Genomic DNA, 15,218 nt, shown 5'->3' with positions numbered 1-15,218 from the left:
CATGGACGTCTACCTCGAGGGAAAGAAGCTCCGGTTGAACCCGACGAAGGCGCTGGGCAAGGGCGGCGAGGCGGATGTCTTCGACCTGGGCGATGGGCGAGTCCTCAAGCTCTTCAAGCCTCCCGAGCACCCCGACTACGACAACCTCCCCCACGAGCAGACGGCTGCCCGCGCTCGCATCGCCGAGCACCAGCAGAAGCTTCCCGCCTTCCCGCGGCCGCTGCCCACGCGGGTGGTGTCGCCCGAGACGCTCGCCACGGACAGGAAGGGCAAGACGCTGCTCGGCTACGCCATGCGCAAGCTCGAGGGCGCCGAGCCCCTGCGTCGCTTCGGAGACCCGGCCTTCCGCCGCGCCGGTGTGCCGTCCTCCCGCGTCGCCGAACTCTTCCAAGGCCTGCACCGCACGCTCTCCGCGCTCCACGGCAGCGGCGTGGTGGTGGGCGACTTCAACGATCTCAACATCCTCGTCACCGGCAACGACGCCTGGCTCATCGACGCGGACAGCTTCCAGTTCGGGCCCTACCTCTCCACCGTCTTCACCGAGCGCTTCCTGGACCCGCTGCGACTGGGGGGCTCGACGCAGGGGTTGATGCCCTCGCGACCGGCGTCCCCGGACAGCGATTGGTATGCCTTCGCTGTTGCGTTGATGCAGAGCCTGCTGTGCGTGGGGCCTCATGGTGGCATCCACCGCCCGAAGCCTCCCGCGCCCAAGGCCACGCCCACCGCCCGCGTCCTCCAGCGGATTACGGTCTTCCACCCGGACGTGCAGTACCCCAAGCCCGCCACGCCCTTCGGCGTCCTCCCGGATGACCTGCTGCACTGTCTGCACCGGGTGTTCGTCGAGGACAGGCGGGGACCGTTTCCGCTGCCGCTGCTGGACTCGCTGCGCTTCACCGTCTGCGCCTCGTGCGGCGTGGAGCATGCGCGGGCCTCGTGTCCCACGTGTCGTCCGAGCGCGTCCCTGAACACCACGCCCGTCACCACGGCGCGAGGACAGGTGGTGGCCACGCGTCTCTTCACCACCGAGGGCGTCATCCTCCACGCCTGTGTCGAGGACGGGACGCTTCGCTGGCTCTTCCATGCGGACGGGGCGTACCGCCGTGAGGAGGGCTCGGCCGTGCTTCAGGGTGGGTTGGAACCCTCGCTGCACTGGGCGCTCCAGGGCGGCGTCACGCTGGTGGGAAAGGGCGGGGAGTACGTGGTGCTCGCTCCGGGCCAGCGACCCGAGCGGCTTGGCGTGGATGCGCCCGAGCAGCGCCCGGCCTTCGCGGCCAATGCGCGTCACCGCTACTGGGCACATGCGGGGGCGCTGTGGCGCGATGGGGATTTCGGTCCCGAGCGGCTGGGCGAGGTGCTCGATGGGCAGACACGCTTGTTCGTGGGGCCGCGCTTCGGGCTCGGTTTCCATCGCGCGGGGTCGCTGCGTGGCGCGTTCGTCTTCGACGCCGAGCGCCCGGGACTCCGGGATGGGCTGACGCTGCCATGGCCCTCGGGCCGGCTGGTGGACGCGGAGGCCGTGTTCGAAGGCGCGAATTGCTGGCTCTTTCTCGCCGAGGAGACGGGCGGCCGGACGGTGAACCACTGCGTGGTGGTGGGCGCGGATGGCACCGTGAAGGCCAGCGCGAAGGGCGAGGCGGGGGATGGCTCGTGGCTCGGCTCGGTGAGGGGCAGGTGTGCCTCGGGCGAGGCCCTGTTCGCTCCCACCGACGCGGGGCTCGTCCGCGTGGAGCTGCGTCAGGGACGGCTCGAGATGGTTCGCGAGTTCCCCGACACCGAGCCCTTCGTCGATGCCGACAGCCGCCTCTTCCTCACGAGGAATGGGCTCACCGTCGTCCGCCGCCAGGACATCACCGCGCTGCGGATGACCTGAGTCTCAGTCGCTGAATCCCGAGGCCCCGCGTGTGTCCCCTCTCCCTCTGGGAGAGGGCTAGGGTGAGGGTTGTCCCTTCCTGCGCACCGTGTGGACGACCCTCACCCCCCGCCCTCTCCCAGAGGGAGAGGGAGCATGCGTAACCCTGACACCTTGGCATACCCGGGGCCCACCCCGATTCGGGCCACCTCGCCTTGACATAGTGTTGTTCGGACACTATGTTTGTGTTGTTGGAACACGAAGGGGGATGCACATGAAGACCCAGTCGAAGCTGAAGGAGTTGCCGCTTCCGTCGTTCTACAAGCCCGCGAATGCCGCCGCTTTCGCCTACGGCCCCAACGCCATGGCCCTCCAGGCCGAGGCCCAGACCTGGCGCGGCGCCCACGGCCTCTCCGCTTCCGCCACTGACTCCTTCAACCTCCACCTGCTCCTCATCGACGTGCAGAAGGACTTCTGCTTCCCCGAGGGCTCGCTCTACGTCGCCGGCCGCTCCGGTCGCGGCGCCATCGATGACAGCCGCCGCATCTCCGAGTTCATCTACAAGAACCTCGGCGCCCTCACGAACGTCACCACCACGCTCGATACCCACTTCGCCTACCAGATCTTCTTCCCGTCCTTCTGGGTCGACCAGAATGACCAGCCTCTCACCGCCTACCGCGAAATCACTCGCGAGCAGATTGAACGCGGCCAGGTCCGCCCCAATCCCGCCATGGCCAGGTGGCTCTGCGGCGGCAACTACCCCTGGCTCCTCAAGCAGGTGAAGTACTACTGCGAGGAGCTGGAGCGCGCCGGGAAGTACACCCTCTACCTCTGGCCCCCTCACTGCCTCCTCGGTGGTGATGGTCACGCGATCGCCGGTGTCGTTCAGGAGGCCCGCCTGTTCCACTCCTTCGCTCGCGGCGCCCAGTCCTGGGCCGAGGTCAAGGGCGGTAATCCGCTGACGGAGAACTACTCCGTCCTTCGGCCCGAGGTCCTCTCCCGCCACGACGGCCAGCCGCTCGCCCAGCGCAATACCCAGTTCTTGAAGACGCTCCTCACCGCCGATGCTGTTGTCATCGCTGGCCAGGCCGCCAGCCACTGCGTCAAGAGCTCCATTGATGACCTGCTCGGGGAGATCCTCGCTCAGGATGCCGCGCTCGCTCGCAAGGTGTATCTGCTCACGGATTGTATGTCCTCTGTGACTGTCCCCGATGGCAAGGGTGGGTTCGCCGCGGACTTCACTCCCCAGGCCGATGCCGCACTCCAGCGCTTCGCGAATGCCGGCATGCACCTGGTGAAGTCCACGGACCCGCTCGCTTCGTGGCCGGACCTGCGGATCTCCTAGTCAGCACACGGTTCCTCGATACCCTCACCCCGACCCTCTCCCGATGGGAGAGGGAGTTGGGCTCTTATTCCCTCACCCCGACCCTCTCCCAGAGGGAGAGGGGACTTCTACGGAGGTTCAGATGAGCTCCCAGTCCAGCAATGGCAACAGCTCCAGCGCCAATGTCTCTCAGCTCTTTCAGGCCGCTCATGCCGAAGGTGTCCTCAGCCCCCAGGCCCTTCAGGCCCTCACCGTCGTAGACCTCGGGGCGCAGATCCAGGCCGGCCTCGGCATCAGCGTCGATGACGTCCAGGCCTCCGAGGTCGTCCTCGTCACCGTCATGCCCGATGACTCCGGCTCCATTCAGCACTCCGGTCATGCCCGCACCGTTTGTGACGGCCACAACCTCGTCCTCGATTCCCTCCTCTCCTCCCAGCAAAAGGACGGCATCCTCTTCCACACCCGCTACCTCAATGGCTTCGTCCTCAATCCCTACCGGCCCCTCGAGGACGTCGTCCGCATGCACTCCAAGAACTACGACCCCGACAAGGGCACTCCCCTCTATGACCAGGCCGTCGTTCTGCTCGGCACCGTGCTCGCCAAGGCCCAGGAGTTCACCCGCAATGGCGTCTCCGCCCGCACCGTCACCCTCCTCATCACCGATGGTGGCGACTGCCACTCGCAGTCCTCCCGCGCTCGCGACGTCGCCGCGCTCGTGAGTGACTTGCGTCGCGCCGAGAACCACATCGTCGCCGCCATGGGCATCGACGACGGCAGCACTGACTTCCGCAAGGTCTTCCGCGAGATGGGCATCGAGGACAAGTGGATCCTCACCCCAGGCCAGAGCGCTCAGGACATCCGCAAGGCCTTCCAGGTCTTCAGCCAGTCCGCCGTCCGCGTCAGCCAGGGCGCCGCCAGCTTCAGTCGCACCGCCCTCGGCGGCTTCGGCGCCTGACGCCCGGCCTGGCGCCCGTTCCTCCTGACGCTCGCGCTCCGACGGCTGCCCTCCGGGCGGGCATGGCGAACCGGCTTCTTCCGGACACATCTTCGTGTTGCTGAGAAGGGAGGGCGCGGGAGGACCGGCCCCTCTGTCTCTCCGGGAGGAATCGCGTGGACCTTCGCAGCCCTCGCCACGTCCCGCAGCGCGGCTGCCGCCCGGAGGCGTCATGAGCCTCAAGCGCATCATGACCGCGGCCATCGCGATGCTCGCGGCCCTCGCCCTGGCCGGCGCCGCCTCGCTCATCATCCTGACGACCTTCCTCCACCGCACCACCGAGAGCATGGGGAGCGCCGTGGAGGGCGTCCGTCTGGCCGAGGCGCTCCAGGTGGATCTGCTCATGCTGTACCGGATGTCGGACACTCTCCTGCGCATCCCCTCCGACTCGCCCCGCTCGGCCGAGACCATCGAGGCTTCCCTCCGCTCCCACCTTGCCGAGGCCCGGCGCAATGCCTGGTCGCCCCAGGAGCAGGCGCTCATCACCGAGGCCGAGCGCACCATCTCCGGCTATCTCCTCGCCCGGGAGCGCGTCGCGAACCAGCCTCCCGAGCAGGCGAGCCGGGAGCTCATCCCCCGCCTGGAGAGCGCGCTCGCCGCGTTGGATCAGCTCGTCGCGTTCAACGTCAACGAGGCCCGTGTCACCCAGGCCCGCGCGGACCGGTGGGATCAGCTCGCCAACATTGGCGGTGTCAGCGTGGCCGCGCTCATGGTGTTGGGCGGGGGCGCGCTGCTGTGGTGGATGCGCCGCTTCGTCTTCCGCCCTCTGCTCGACATGAGCCACGCCATGCGCCGCTTTGGTGCCGGCCGCAAGCGCACCCGCGCCCCTGAGTCCGGCCCCGCCGAGCTGCGCGACATGGCCCACACCTTCAACGAGATGGCCAACTCCCTGGCGCGCCAGCAGGAGGAGCAGCTCACCTTCCTCGCCGGGGTGGCGCATGATCTACGCAACCCCCTCTCCGCGCTGAAGATGTCCGCCGCCCTCGTCACCTCCGGTCGGCCCATCCCCGAGGAGCGCCTGCAGAAGACGATGGCCCTCGTGCGCCGTCAGGTGGCTCGCCTGGACAGGATGGTGGGAGATCTGCTCGACGCCACCCGCATCGAGGCCGGCCGCTTCGAGCTGAGCCTGGAGGAGCGCGACGCTCGCGAGCTGGCCGCCGCCGTGGTGGAGCTGTACCAGGCCGGAGGCTCCTCCCATGACTTGCGGCTCCATCTCCCCGAGGAGCCCGTCCTCTTGAGCGCCGACGCCACGCGCGTGGAGCAGGTGCTCCACAACCTGGTGAGCAATGCGCTGAAGTACTCGCAGACGGGAAGCCGCGTGGACGTCATCGTCGGCCGCGAGGGGAACGAGGCGGTGTTGAGCGTGGTGGACCGGGGCATTGGCATCTCCAACGAGGAGCTGCGCACCCTCTTCACGCCCTTCCGGCGCACGGGACGGGCCCGAGAGAAGGCACCGGGCGTGGGGCTCGGTCTGTCGGTGGCCCGGCGCATCGTGGAGGCGCACGGGGGCCGCATCGAGGTGGAGAGCCGCCCTGGAGTGGGCTCCACGTTCCGTGTCCGGCTGCCCCGCGCCCACCCCGCGGCGCATCCGGCCAGGCCCGAGGATGCCACCCCGAGCCCGGCCGACACCGTGCACTGATTAATGCGGGTGGTGGAAGGCGGCCTTCTTCACGCTCCACAGCACCCGGCCGTGCTCGCCCTCGTCGGCGACGAAGAAGAGCCGCGAGCCGGAGACCGTCAGGTTCGACGGGCGAGTAGGGCTCGCTGAAGGCGTCCGTGGAGGCGAGGACGAGCCACCGGCCGTCGGGGAGTTGGGCCGCTCCTTGCCGCGCATCGAGGCTCAAGCTGGGGCTCGCGAGTTGGATGGTGCTCTCGGGAGTGCCGCTACTCCGGTAGAGCGCGTGGCCCACCGAGAAGAGGAGGGTGTCACCCAGGGACACGAGCGCGGGAGGTGGGCCGACCAAGGGGAGCTCGGCGAGCATCTGGGTTCCCGCCGCGGTGCCGTCGCTCGTCCAGATTCCTCCAGAAAAGGGGTTGATGACGAACGTGTGCGAGCCCGCGGCGAAGATGTATGGCGTGCCATCCAGGGGCACCGGACTGACATTTTTCGTCCGGCCCGGTGCCGTACTTCGTCAACCGCGCGCGACGCGGCGCACCAGTTTTGTCATTTCCAATAGCGTGACAGGCAGGAGGCCCAGGGCGAAGGCCAGTCCCAGTTCGCGCGGATGCAGCGCTCCCAGTCCGAACAGCCCCCGCGCCGCCGGCAGCTCGTAGAGCACCACCTGAAGCCCTACCGAGAAGATGACGATGCCTAGCAGCAGCCGATTGGTGAGCGGCCCCACCTCCCAGAAGATTCGCGTGGCGCTGCGCGCGGCGAACGCTCTCAACAGCTCCGCGAACACCAGCGTGGAGAAGGCCAGCGCCCTCGCCCGGTCCACGTCATGGGCAGGGTCTGCCCAGATGAAGACTCCCAGCACCAGCAGCGCCTCCAATGTCCCCACCATCAGAATGTAGCGCCACTGCGCTGGGCCCAGCATCGGCTCGTCGGGACGCCGGGGCGGGCGCGCCAGCAGCTCCGAGCGCGCCGGGTCCATCACCAGCGCCAGCGCCGGCAGGCTGTCTGTCACCAGGTTGATCCACAAGAGCTGTAGCGGCACCAAGGGCATTGGCAGGCCCACCAGCGAGGCCGCCAGCATCAGCGTCAGCTCGCCCACGTTGCCCACCAGCAGGTACACCAGCGTCTTGCGGATGTTCTCGTAGATGGCACGGCCTTCGTGGATGGCCGTGATGATGGTGGCGAAGTTGTCATCGGTGAGCACCAGGTCCGCCGCCTCGCGCGTCACCTCCGTGCCCGTGCGCCCCATGGCGATACCGATATGCGCCTCACGCAGCGCTGGCGCGTCGTTCACCCCATCCCCTGTCATCGCCACCACCTCGCCCCGCTCCTTCCAGCTCCGGACGATGCGCAGCTTGTCCTCCGCCGTCACTCGCGCGTGGATGCGCTCCGCTGCGTCCTCCCCCGGCTGGAGGATTCCCAGCTCGCGTCCGATGGCTTGGGCCGTCTCCAGGCTGTCGCCGGTGATCATCACCGTGCGCACCCCCGCTGCGCGCGCCGCCGCCACCGCTTCCACCGCCTCGGGTCTGGGCGGGTCCGCCATGCCCACCAGTCCCAGCAGCTCCAGGTTCTCCTCCTCGGGCCCGTTGCCCTGTGCCACCGCGAGCACCCGCAGGCCCCGGCCCGCGAGCTCTCGCGCCGCTCGAGAGGCGCTCACCGTGTTCGTGTCCGCACGGCACCGCGGCAGCAACACCTCCAGCGCTCCCTTCACGTAGAGCGCTCCGTCCGCGCGCAGCACGGACATGCGCTTCGTCTCCGAGTCGAAGGGCCGCACCATCACGCGCGGGCGCTCGCGTTCAATCTCCTCGCGGCGGATGCCCCGGGCCAGTGCCGCGCGCAGCAGGGCCAGCTCCGTGGGGTCTCCCGTGCCCTCCTTCCCATCCGGCCCCAGCGAGGCCTCACAGCACGCCGCCGAGGCGAAGAGGATGGCATGGGAGTGGGTGCCCCAGACCTCGCGCACCTCCATGGTGCCCGTGGTGAGTGTGCCCGTCTTGTCCGTGCACACCACTGTCGTCGAGCCCAGCGTCTCCACCGCCTGCAGCCGGCGCACCAGCGCGTGTCTCGCCGCCATGCGTCGCACGCCCAGCGCCAGGGCGATGGTCACCACCGCGGGCAGGCCCTCGGGCACCGCCGCCACCGCCAGCGAGATGGCGGAGAGCAGCACCGTCATCCACCCCTGGCCGCGCCACAGGCCCAGTGCCGCCACCAGCACCACGACGGCCAGGCAGGCCAGGAGCAGCGTCCGCGTCACCTTCGCCAGCCGTTGCTCCAGCGGCGTCTCCGTGTCGCTCGTCGAGGCCAGCAGGTGGGCGATCTTCCCCAGCTCCGTGCGCATGCCGGTGGCCCTCACCTCGGCCAGTCCCGTGCCGCGCGTCACCGCCGTGCCCAGGAACACCGTGTCCGAGCGCTGTGCCAGCGGCGCGTCCGCGGCCACTGCTCGCGCGGCCTTGTCCACCGGCGCGCTCTCGCCCGTCAGCGCCGCCTCGTTGGTGGCCAGGGCGTGTGCCTCCAGCAGGTGCGCGTCCGCGGCCACGACATCGCCCGCTTCCAGCAGCAGCACGTCCCCAGGCACCACCTCCGCCGAGGGCAGTTGCACCGCGTAGCCGTCCCGCATCACCCGCGCCCGGGGCGCCGTCATCGAGCGCAGCGCCACCAAGGCCTGCTCGGCCTTGAACTCCTGTAGAAAGCCGATGAGCGCGTTGACCACCACGATGGCGCCGATGGCCAGCGCGTCCGCGTACTCCCCCAGCAGCGCCGACACCCCGCCCGCTCCCAGCAGCAGGGCAATCATCGGCGAGCGGAACTGCTCCAGTAGCACCGCCCACGGTGAGCGCGTCTGCTCGCGCTGAATCTCGTTTCGTCCGTGCTCGGCCAGACGCCGCGTGGCCTCGGCCTGGCTCAAGCCCAGGACGGTGTTGACGGGCCGTGGCGTGGAGGGGGGCGTGGGGCGGGACTGCTCCTGGGACACCGGGGTCTGCGGACCGTTCATCCCGGGGCGCCCCCCTGCTTCGTGGAGGCGAGTGCACGGACGAGCTCCGCCTCCGGGTCCTCGCGGGTGCGCACCTTCCGGGACACCTCGGGCACCACCATCACCGGCTTGGGGCAGGAGCGCAGCAGCTCGTCCGCCACGCTCCCCATCAGCGTGCGCGCGAGCGCTCCGCGTGCCCGAGTGCCTACGATGACCAGGTCCACGTCCTCGGCCCTGGCCGCCTTCGAGATGGCCTCTGCTGGCGCTCCGTGCAGCACCTCGACGCTGGTAGGTGGACCACTGCGGCCGGTGTGCTGGCGCAGCTCCTCCAGCAGCCCGCGCGCGTAGTCCTCACACGCCCGCTCGAAGGCAGCGAAGTCCTCCGTCTCGCCTTCGGCCACCGAGGGCGGCAACACGTGCACCATCTTCACCTGCGCACCCACGCGCCCGGCCAGGTCCAGCGCCACGCGCGTGGCCTCGCGCGCCACCTCGGTGCTGTCCACCGCCACCAGTATCCGCCGCATCTCACGTCCTCCGGGCTTGCTCATCTCACCACCACCACGGGCTTCGTGGCCGTGTGCACCACATGGCTGGCCACGCTGCCGAGCAGCAGCTGCGCCACCGCTCTCTGTCCCCGACTCCCCATCACCACCATCTGGATGTCCGGCGCCTCCGACCGGTCGTAGATGGTGAGCGCTGCCTCTCCCATTCCCACTTCCGTCTCTACCTCCACGCCGTATGCACGGGCCTTGTTCGCCAGGGACGCCAGCAACCGGCTGCTCTCGACTTGGAGTGTGCGCTGCAACTCGGCGAGCGCGCCCGGACCCCCCCCACCCACCGGGAGCACCACCCGTGGCATCGCATGCAGCAGGACGACTCCCTCCCCTAGCTTCGCTGCCAGAGAGGCGCCGAACTCCAGGGCGCGCAGGGACGGAGCAGAGCCATCGACTGCGATGAGAATGCGAGCCATACCCCGCTCCCTTCCATGTCCCGTGCCAGCCCTCTTCCGAGGGACGGGCCCGGCGCTCCGCGGGTAGGCGCGCAAGGACTGCGTGAGATGGCGCAAGCGTTGCGCGTTGCCCGCACCTTCCTCTCTTAAGGTGCACACCCGGCACTCGGACCGCTGGCGCTTGGAGGCTCGGGCCGAGGTGCTGGGCACCTGGCGCACAGGCAGGCGCCTGGTGCCTCGGAAGCAGCTGGAGGACCGATTCTCCTCTTGGAAACTGGGAATCGCCGGGTATCCATAGACCCGTTTTCGCCAGGGGTCTCCTCTGAGAGAGTGGGCGGTTCACCCCCCACAGGAGCAGAGAGAGAAATGAAGCACGAAGGTATGCCGCGTCTGCGTTGGCTTCCGTCCGCCGTGGCCCTGATGTCGCTGGTTGCGTGTGGTCCGGAGGCGGAGCTCTGTACCCAGGAGTCCTACGATGCGGCCGTTGGCGACGCCATCGAGGCCACCCAGGAGGAGGTGGTCACCAACCTCTGGGCGATCACCCCGTCCAACACTCGCCTGTCGTGGAACGCGGATCAGAGCGCGGTGCGCATGGTCGCGTGGACCACGTACACGGGCTACGCGCAGGGCGACAACACGCTGTCGCGGGAGATCTGGGTCACCGCAGTGCCGCAGCTCAAGGAGCTGTGCAAGACGGTGACGGATGACGCGGCCCGCATCGCGCGCGTCAACCAGTTCCTCGGCCTGCCTCCGGCCAACGAGTGGGACAACGGCCGGCAGTTCGTCGAGATGTGGGTGAAGCCGGGCGACATGTTCCGCCCCTGTCCGGATCCGGAGATCGATGACAGCTCGTGTGGCCTGGCATTCCCCGAGGGCGTGTCCAGCGAGCACAAGACGTGGATCTCCAACAACTACGCCTCGAGCTACGGCTTCTGGCAGAGCGCGCACTACCCGTGGACGGGCCTGGGCTACACCTATGACTGGTGCAGCCAGGACACCAAGCACGTGGGCGCCAGCGAGTTCGTCGTGCGTCCCGGCTCGATCGTCAACGTGACGGCCATCATCGACCGCAACACCTACTGCGCGCAGTAGGCCTGGCTCCTCCCCCGGGCATGCCAGCGAGGGTTGCTGGTATGTCCGCGGCGGAGGCGAGGGGTGACTGAACAGGTCACCTCTTTGTTGATTACTATAGAAGTAGGGGAGGGCCCATGCTACCTGTTGAGCAATGGAGCCCTTCATCTCCCATGAGGATGCTTCCCCTCGCTGGCGGGGGCGTGGTCTTCTGCCGCCGGAACCCATGACGGTCACGGTCAAGAAACCCGCGACGTACCAGGACCTCTGCGCCCTGCCGGAGACGGTGGTGGGGGAACTTGTCGATGGCGAGCTCGTTGCCTCGCCCCGGCCCGCCAGCCGCCATACGCTCGTGACCTCGGCACTGGGGGTCGAGATCGCCGGGCCCTTCCAACGCGGCCGAGGGGGCCCGGGGGACTGGTGGATCCTCGATGAGCCGGAGCTGCACTTCGGCGGCGATGTGCTCGTTCCGGATCTGGCCGGCTGGAAGCGCGCTCGGATGCCAGTGTATCCAGACGAGCCCTTCTTCACCCTTCCGCCAGATTGGGTCTGTGAAGTGCTCTCTCCGTCGACCTCGAGCTTCGACCGGATAAAGAAGATGCCGGTCTACATGCGCGAGCAGGTGGGCCACGTCTGGCTCATCGAGCCGGTGACCCGGGCGCTCGAGGTCTTCCGGCGCGAGGGGGACCGATGGGTGCTCGCGGGCAACTACGGCGGGGACCAGCGCATCCGCGCGGAGCCCTTCGAGGCCGTGGAGCTGGAGCTCGAAGCGCTCTGGCTTCCTTCCAGGTGATCGCCCGGTCTACTGGCCGCGCTTGCGCTCCTTATTGCTCCCTCCTGGAGCCGTGCTCGCCGGTGGCTCACTCAGCTTTCGGATGCGCGCGGCGTGCTCGAGCTGGAGATCCCGGCTGCGCCGCAGCATGTCCCGGATGAGCTCGAGCTCCTCCACGCTGTAGCGCTGCAGCATCGCGCGCCCTGCCTGGGCGATGGGTCCCCAGAGCTCCTCCACCTGCTCGCGCGCCTCTGGCGTCACCTCCACGAGCACCCGCCGCCGGTCCACCGTGTCGCGCACCCGGCGCACCTTGCTCGCCCGCTCCAGTCGATCCAACACCGTCGTCACGGCACTCGGCGACAGCCCCACCGCCTCCGCCAGCTCCCCCGCCGTCATCGGCCCTCGGAACAGCAGCAGCCCCATCCCCCGCAAATCGCTCCGGTTGACTCCCAGCCGCTCGGCCGCCGCCTCGTCCACCGCGTCCCTCGCGTCCTGCTCCTCCGTCACCGTCCGGCCTACCTCCTCGATCAGCGCCTTCTTTTCTTGGTTTGACATTCGAATCTTTCGAACTTAGAAATAAATGAACTTCGAAACACACGATACTCCAAGGACCTACGATGAGGACGAATCCAAGGGAAGCGTTGATCATCGGTTGTGGGATCGCCGGCCCGGTGGTCGCCATGGCACTGCAGCGAGCGGGGCTCTCCGCGACCCTCTACGAGGCGCGTGCGGAGCCGGCCCCCCACGTCGGGGCCTTCTTGAACCTGGCCCCGAATGGTCTCAACGCGCTGGGGGCGCTGGGCCTGGATGCCCAGGTGAAGGCGGCGGGGTTCGCCTGCACGGGCATGGTCTTCCGCAACAGCCGCGGCAAGCGCATCGGAGAGATGGACGGCGGCTCCGACGCGCAGCGCTATGGCACGGCAGGCATCATCATCAAGCGCGGGTTGCTGCATCAGGTGCTGCTCGAGGAGGCCGTCCGCCGGGGCATCCGGGTGGAGTTCGGCAAGAAGCTCGAGGGCCTCCAGGTGGATGCTGGGCGCTCGGTGACCGCCCGCTTCGAGGATGGCACCCAGGCCCGTGGGGAGCTGCTGCTCGGCTGCGATGGGCTTCACTCGCGCACCCGCCGGCTGCTGCTGCCCGACGCCCCCGCCCCCACGTACACGAAGATGGTGGGCTGCGGCGGCTTCCTCCCCAACACGCTCGGGCTGCCTCCTTCCAGCACGATGCACATGACCTTCGGCAAGCGGGCCTTCTTCGGCTACTTCGTGCCCACGGCCGGGGAGATCTTCTGGTTCAACAACCTCCCTCAGCCCGAGGAGCCCTCCCGAGGGGCGCTCTCCTCCCTGTCGGCTGAGGAGTGGCGGCGGAGGCTGCTCGAGGTGCACGCCGAGGATCCATCCCCCATTCCGGACATCCTCCGGGCGATGACGGGGGAGATCGGCCAGTACCCCATCCACGACATCCCTTTCCTGCCCACCTGGCACCAGGGCCCCGTCTGCCTGGTGGGGGATGCCGCGCACGCCACCTCACCCCATGCCGGACAGGGCGCGTCGCTGGCCATCGAGGATGCGCTGGTGCTCGCCCGCTGCCTGCGCGACGTGCCGGACGTCGCCCGCGCCTTCGCGGCGTACGAGGGGCTGCGCAAGGAACGGGTGGAGAAGCTGGTCCGGCAGGGCCGGCGCAACGGGGACATGAAGCCGGGTGCCAGCCCGCTGGCGGACTGGGTGAGAGACCTGTTGATGCCCTTCTTCCTCAAGCTCGGCACCCGCACCACGGATGGGACGTACTCCTACCGGATAGATTGGGAACAAAAGGTCGTGTTTTGATGGGAATTCTCGTTTTTCTGAGAAGGTGGGAGGGCGCCAGCGAGCGGTGTTTCCAGAGCCAGGAACATCCCGTGGCAAGGGCGGTGTAGACTTCCTCGGGCATTGAAGCCCCGCTCTGGCCCCATGCAGAAGAAGATCTCCGACGACCTCTCGACGACCGCCGTGCATACGCGCGGCCGGCAAGCGCTGGCGCCTGTCATCGTGCCAGCCCTGACCATCGTCTCCCACCCGCAGCCCCAGCGAATCGGCGAGCGGCGGCTGCTGAGCGAGATGGTCGCCGCCGCGGGCAGAACGGCCTCGCTCTCGCGCAATGCGCCAGACTTCTCCCGTCCCGGCGGCCTCCTGGCCCTGCCCCTGGGGGACCCCTTCATCAGCCGCAAGCCCGTGCAGTTCGAGCCCGGGGCCCGCGGCGGGGTGCGGCTGCTCGTGCCGGAGGATGGGACACAGGTGAAGGTGGCCGGGCAGTCCGTCGTGGGCTGCCGGGAGTTCTCCCCCGAGGAGCTGACCGCGGGCGTGCCGCTGGAGCTCTCCGAGCGCGTGGTGCTGCTGCTGCACCATGCGTCCTCCACGGAGCGCGGCCCGGGGGACCTGGGCATGGTGGGGCAGGGCGAGGGCGTGTGCCGGGTTCGCGAGGATGTCGCCCGCGTGGCGGACCTGAACGTGCCGGTGCTGATTCGCGGCGAGACGGGCTCGGGCAAGGAGCTGGTGGCCCGCGCCATCCACCAGCACAGCACGCGCCGGGACGGGCCCTTCGTCAGCGTCAACCTGGGCGCCCTCTCCAAGGAGCTGGTCTCCGCCGAGCTCTTCGGTGCTCGCAAGGGCGCGTATACGGGAGCCACCGGAGATCGCGACGGCTTCTTCCGCGCCGCGCATGGCGGCACGCTCTTCTTGGATGAGGTGGGCGAGGCCCCGCCCGAGGTGCAGGTGGCGCTGTTGCGCGTGCTCGAGACGGGCGAGGTGTTCCCGGTCGGTGGGAGCGCTCCGGTGCGCGTGGATGTGCGGCTCATCACCGCCACGGACGCCAACCTGGAGGATCGCATCCGCCAGGGACTCTTCAAGGCGCCGCTGCTGCACCGGCTGGCGGGCTTCGAGATTCAAGTGCCGCCGCTGCGCGAGCGCCGCGAGGACATCGGCCCGCTCTTCATGCACTTCGCTCGTCAGGAGCTGGAGACCACGGGCGAGGCCCAGCGGCTGACGTCCTCGGACCCCCGCGCCGAGCCGTGGCTGACCACGTCGCTGGCCGTTCGGCTGGTGCGCTACGCGTGGCCCGGCAACATCCGCCAGCTGCGCAATGTGGCTCGGCAGCTCGTCATCGGCAGCCGGGGCCTGTCTGGCCTGCGCGTCGATGCGCGGCTCGAGCAGGAGCTGGACTCCGCCGCCGCCCCTGTCCCCGGGCAGACCGTGTCCACCCGGGCCCCGGCCGACACCGCCACCGAGGAGCCGGATGGCGCCGACGACAAGGTCGCCCGCCGCAAGCCCTCGGACGTGGGCGAGCAGGAGCTGCTGGAGGCCCTGCGCGCCAGCTCGTGGGACCTCAAAGCGGCCGCGGACCGGCTGGGCATTCCCCGTTCCTCCGTCTACGTGCTCATCGACAAGAGCACCCTCATCCGCACCGCCAGGGACCTGAGCCCGGAGGAGATCTCTCGCTGCTTCCAGGAGTGTCAGGGCGACCTGGACCAGATGGTGCGGCGGCTCGAGGTCTCCAAGCGCGCCCTCCAGCGTCGCGTGCGCGAGCTGGGCCTCGGCGGTGACTGACGTGTCAGCGCCGGAGTTGACGTGTTCGTGACACGTCGGCCGGAGCTCTGGCGCGGCCGCGAGCTCTGTGCTCCCGAGGGAGCGGGTATGTCAGG

13 protein-coding genes are annotated in these 15,218 nt (G+C 69.0%); 8 read left to right on the top strand and 5 right to left on the bottom strand.

Going from position 1 to position 15,218, the window contains the following annotated elements; all coding sequences use genetic code 11:
• Position 1 precedes the first annotated feature (1 nt).
• The 4 genes from OV287_RS51135 (at position 2) to OV287_RS51120 (ending at position 5,806) form a co-directional block, all read left to right on the top strand.
• On the top strand, positions 2-1,870 hold the full coding sequence (locus OV287_RS51135) for a hypothetical protein (RefSeq protein ID WP_267541390.1): 1,869 nt from the start codon (positions 2-4) through the stop codon (positions 1,868-1,870).
• A 253-nt stretch (positions 1,871-2,123) separates the two neighbouring features.
• Positions 2,124-3,194: a cysteine hydrolase family protein gene (locus OV287_RS51130; protein ID WP_267541389.1), complete on the top strand. Its 1,071-nt coding sequence runs from the start codon at positions 2,124-2,126 to the stop codon at positions 3,192-3,194.
• Between the two features lie 121 nt (positions 3,195-3,315).
• On the top strand, positions 3,316-4,128 hold the full coding sequence (locus OV287_RS51125; RefSeq protein ID WP_267541388.1) for a hypothetical protein: 813 nt from the start codon (positions 3,316-3,318) through the stop codon (positions 4,126-4,128).
• Between the two features lie 211 nt (positions 4,129-4,339).
• Positions 4,340-5,806 (top strand): HAMP domain-containing sensor histidine kinase, encoded by a 1,467-nt coding sequence (locus tag OV287_RS51120; protein ID WP_267541387.1) that lies wholly within the window; start codon positions 4,340-4,342, stop codon positions 5,804-5,806.
• On the opposite strand, the gene OV287_RS51115 is transcribed toward OV287_RS51120, so the two are convergent.
• From OV287_RS51115 to OV287_RS51100, 4 genes are all read right to left on the bottom strand, one after another.
• Positions 5,807-6,001 carry a hypothetical protein gene (locus OV287_RS51115; protein WP_267541386.1) on the bottom strand — a complete coding sequence of 65 codons (195 nt, stop codon included), beginning with the start codon at positions 5,999-6,001 and terminating at the stop codon, positions 5,807-5,809.
• A 298-nt stretch (positions 6,002-6,299) separates the two neighbouring features.
• Positions 6,300-8,771: a cation-translocating P-type ATPase gene (locus OV287_RS51110; protein ID WP_267541385.1), complete on the bottom strand. Its 2,472-nt coding sequence runs from the start codon at positions 8,769-8,771 to the stop codon at positions 6,300-6,302.
• Positions 8,768-9,298 carry a universal stress protein gene (locus tag OV287_RS51105; protein WP_267541384.1) on the bottom strand — a complete coding sequence of 177 codons (531 nt, stop codon included), beginning with the start codon at positions 9,296-9,298 and terminating at the stop codon, positions 8,768-8,770. Before OV287_RS51105 ends, OV287_RS51110 begins: the two co-directional genes overlap by 4 nt.
• Positions 9,295-9,720, bottom strand: a complete 426-nt coding sequence (locus OV287_RS51100; RefSeq protein WP_267541383.1) for a universal stress protein — start codon at positions 9,718-9,720, stop codon at positions 9,295-9,297. Before OV287_RS51100 ends, OV287_RS51105 begins: the two co-directional genes overlap by 4 nt.
• Positions 9,721-10,065: 345 nt before the next feature.
• Here OV287_RS51100 and OV287_RS51095 point away from each other — a divergent pair, with 345 nt between their 5' ends.
• Both OV287_RS51095 and OV287_RS51090 read left to right on the top strand, forming a co-directional pair.
• Complete coding sequence (locus tag OV287_RS51095) at positions 10,066-10,791, top strand: hypothetical protein (RefSeq protein ID WP_267541382.1); 726 nt, start codon at positions 10,066-10,068, stop codon at positions 10,789-10,791.
• A gap of 205 nt (positions 10,792-10,996) precedes the next feature.
• Positions 10,997-11,563 (top strand): Uma2 family endonuclease, encoded by a 567-nt coding sequence (locus tag OV287_RS51090; RefSeq protein WP_267541381.1) that lies wholly within the window; start codon positions 10,997-10,999, stop codon positions 11,561-11,563.
• Between the two features lie 9 nt (positions 11,564-11,572).
• Here the strand turns inward: OV287_RS51090 and OV287_RS51085 are convergent, their stop codons facing one another.
• Positions 11,573-12,097 (bottom strand): MarR family winged helix-turn-helix transcriptional regulator, encoded by a 525-nt coding sequence (locus tag OV287_RS51085; RefSeq protein WP_267541380.1) that lies wholly within the window; start codon positions 12,095-12,097, stop codon positions 11,573-11,575.
• 62 nt (positions 12,098-12,159) lie between these two features.
• Here OV287_RS51085 and OV287_RS51080 point away from each other — a divergent pair, with 62 nt between their 5' ends.
• Complete coding sequence (locus OV287_RS51080) at positions 12,160-13,368, top strand: FAD-dependent oxidoreductase (RefSeq protein WP_267541379.1); 1,209 nt, start codon at positions 12,160-12,162, stop codon at positions 13,366-13,368.
• 123 nt (positions 13,369-13,491) lie between these two features.
• Entirely contained in the window at positions 13,492-15,123 is a 1,632-nt protein-coding gene (locus tag OV287_RS51075) for a sigma 54-interacting transcriptional regulator (protein WP_267541378.1), read from the top strand.
• Positions 15,124-15,218 lie beyond the last annotated feature (95 nt).

Source organism: Archangium lansingense (genome assembly GCF_026626635.1).
In the GTDB taxonomy this organism is placed as follows: domain Bacteria; phylum Myxococcota; class Myxococcia; order Myxococcales; family Myxococcaceae; genus Archangium; species Archangium lansingense.
This window is presented reverse-complemented; position numbering and strand designations above follow the sequence as displayed.

Excerpts from the sequence above, each read along its gene's own strand:
- OV287_RS51100 (WP_267541383.1), bottom strand. The coding sequence starts at position 9,720 with ATGGCTCGCATTCTCATCGCAGTCGATGGCTCTGCTCCGTCCCTGCGC.
- OV287_RS51130 (WP_267541389.1), top strand. The coding sequence starts at position 2,124 with ATGAAGACCCAGTCGAAGCTGAAGGAGTTGCCGCTTCCGTCGTTCTAC.
- OV287_RS51110 (WP_267541385.1), bottom strand. The coding sequence starts at position 8,771 with ATGAACGGTCCGCAGACCCCGGTGTCCCAGGAGCAGTCCCGCCCCACG.
- OV287_RS51075 (WP_267541378.1), top strand. The coding sequence starts at position 13,492 with ATGCAGAAGAAGATCTCCGACGACCTCTCGACGACCGCCGTGCATACG.
- OV287_RS51085 (WP_267541380.1), bottom strand. The coding sequence starts at position 12,097 with ATGTCAAACCAAGAAAAGAAGGCGCTGATCGAGGAGGTAGGCCGGACG.
- OV287_RS51125 (WP_267541388.1), top strand. The coding sequence starts at position 3,316 with ATGAGCTCCCAGTCCAGCAATGGCAACAGCTCCAGCGCCAATGTCTCT.
- OV287_RS51135 (WP_267541390.1), top strand. The coding sequence starts at position 2 with ATGGACGTCTACCTCGAGGGAAAGAAGCTCCGGTTGAACCCGACGAAG.
- OV287_RS51105 (WP_267541384.1), bottom strand. The coding sequence starts at position 9,298 with ATGAGCAAGCCCGGAGGACGTGAGATGCGGCGGATACTGGTGGCGGTG.
- OV287_RS51120 (WP_267541387.1), top strand. The coding sequence starts at position 4,340 with ATGAGCCTCAAGCGCATCATGACCGCGGCCATCGCGATGCTCGCGGCC.
- OV287_RS51080 (WP_267541379.1), top strand. The coding sequence starts at position 12,160 with ATGAGGACGAATCCAAGGGAAGCGTTGATCATCGGTTGTGGGATCGCC.
- OV287_RS51090 (WP_267541381.1), top strand. The coding sequence starts at position 10,997 with ATGACGGTCACGGTCAAGAAACCCGCGACGTACCAGGACCTCTGCGCC.
- OV287_RS51115 (WP_267541386.1), bottom strand. The coding sequence starts at position 6,001 with ATGCGCGGCAAGGAGCGGCCCAACTCCCCGACGGCCGGTGGCTCGTCC.
- OV287_RS51095 (WP_267541382.1), top strand. The coding sequence starts at position 10,066 with ATGAAGCACGAAGGTATGCCGCGTCTGCGTTGGCTTCCGTCCGCCGTG.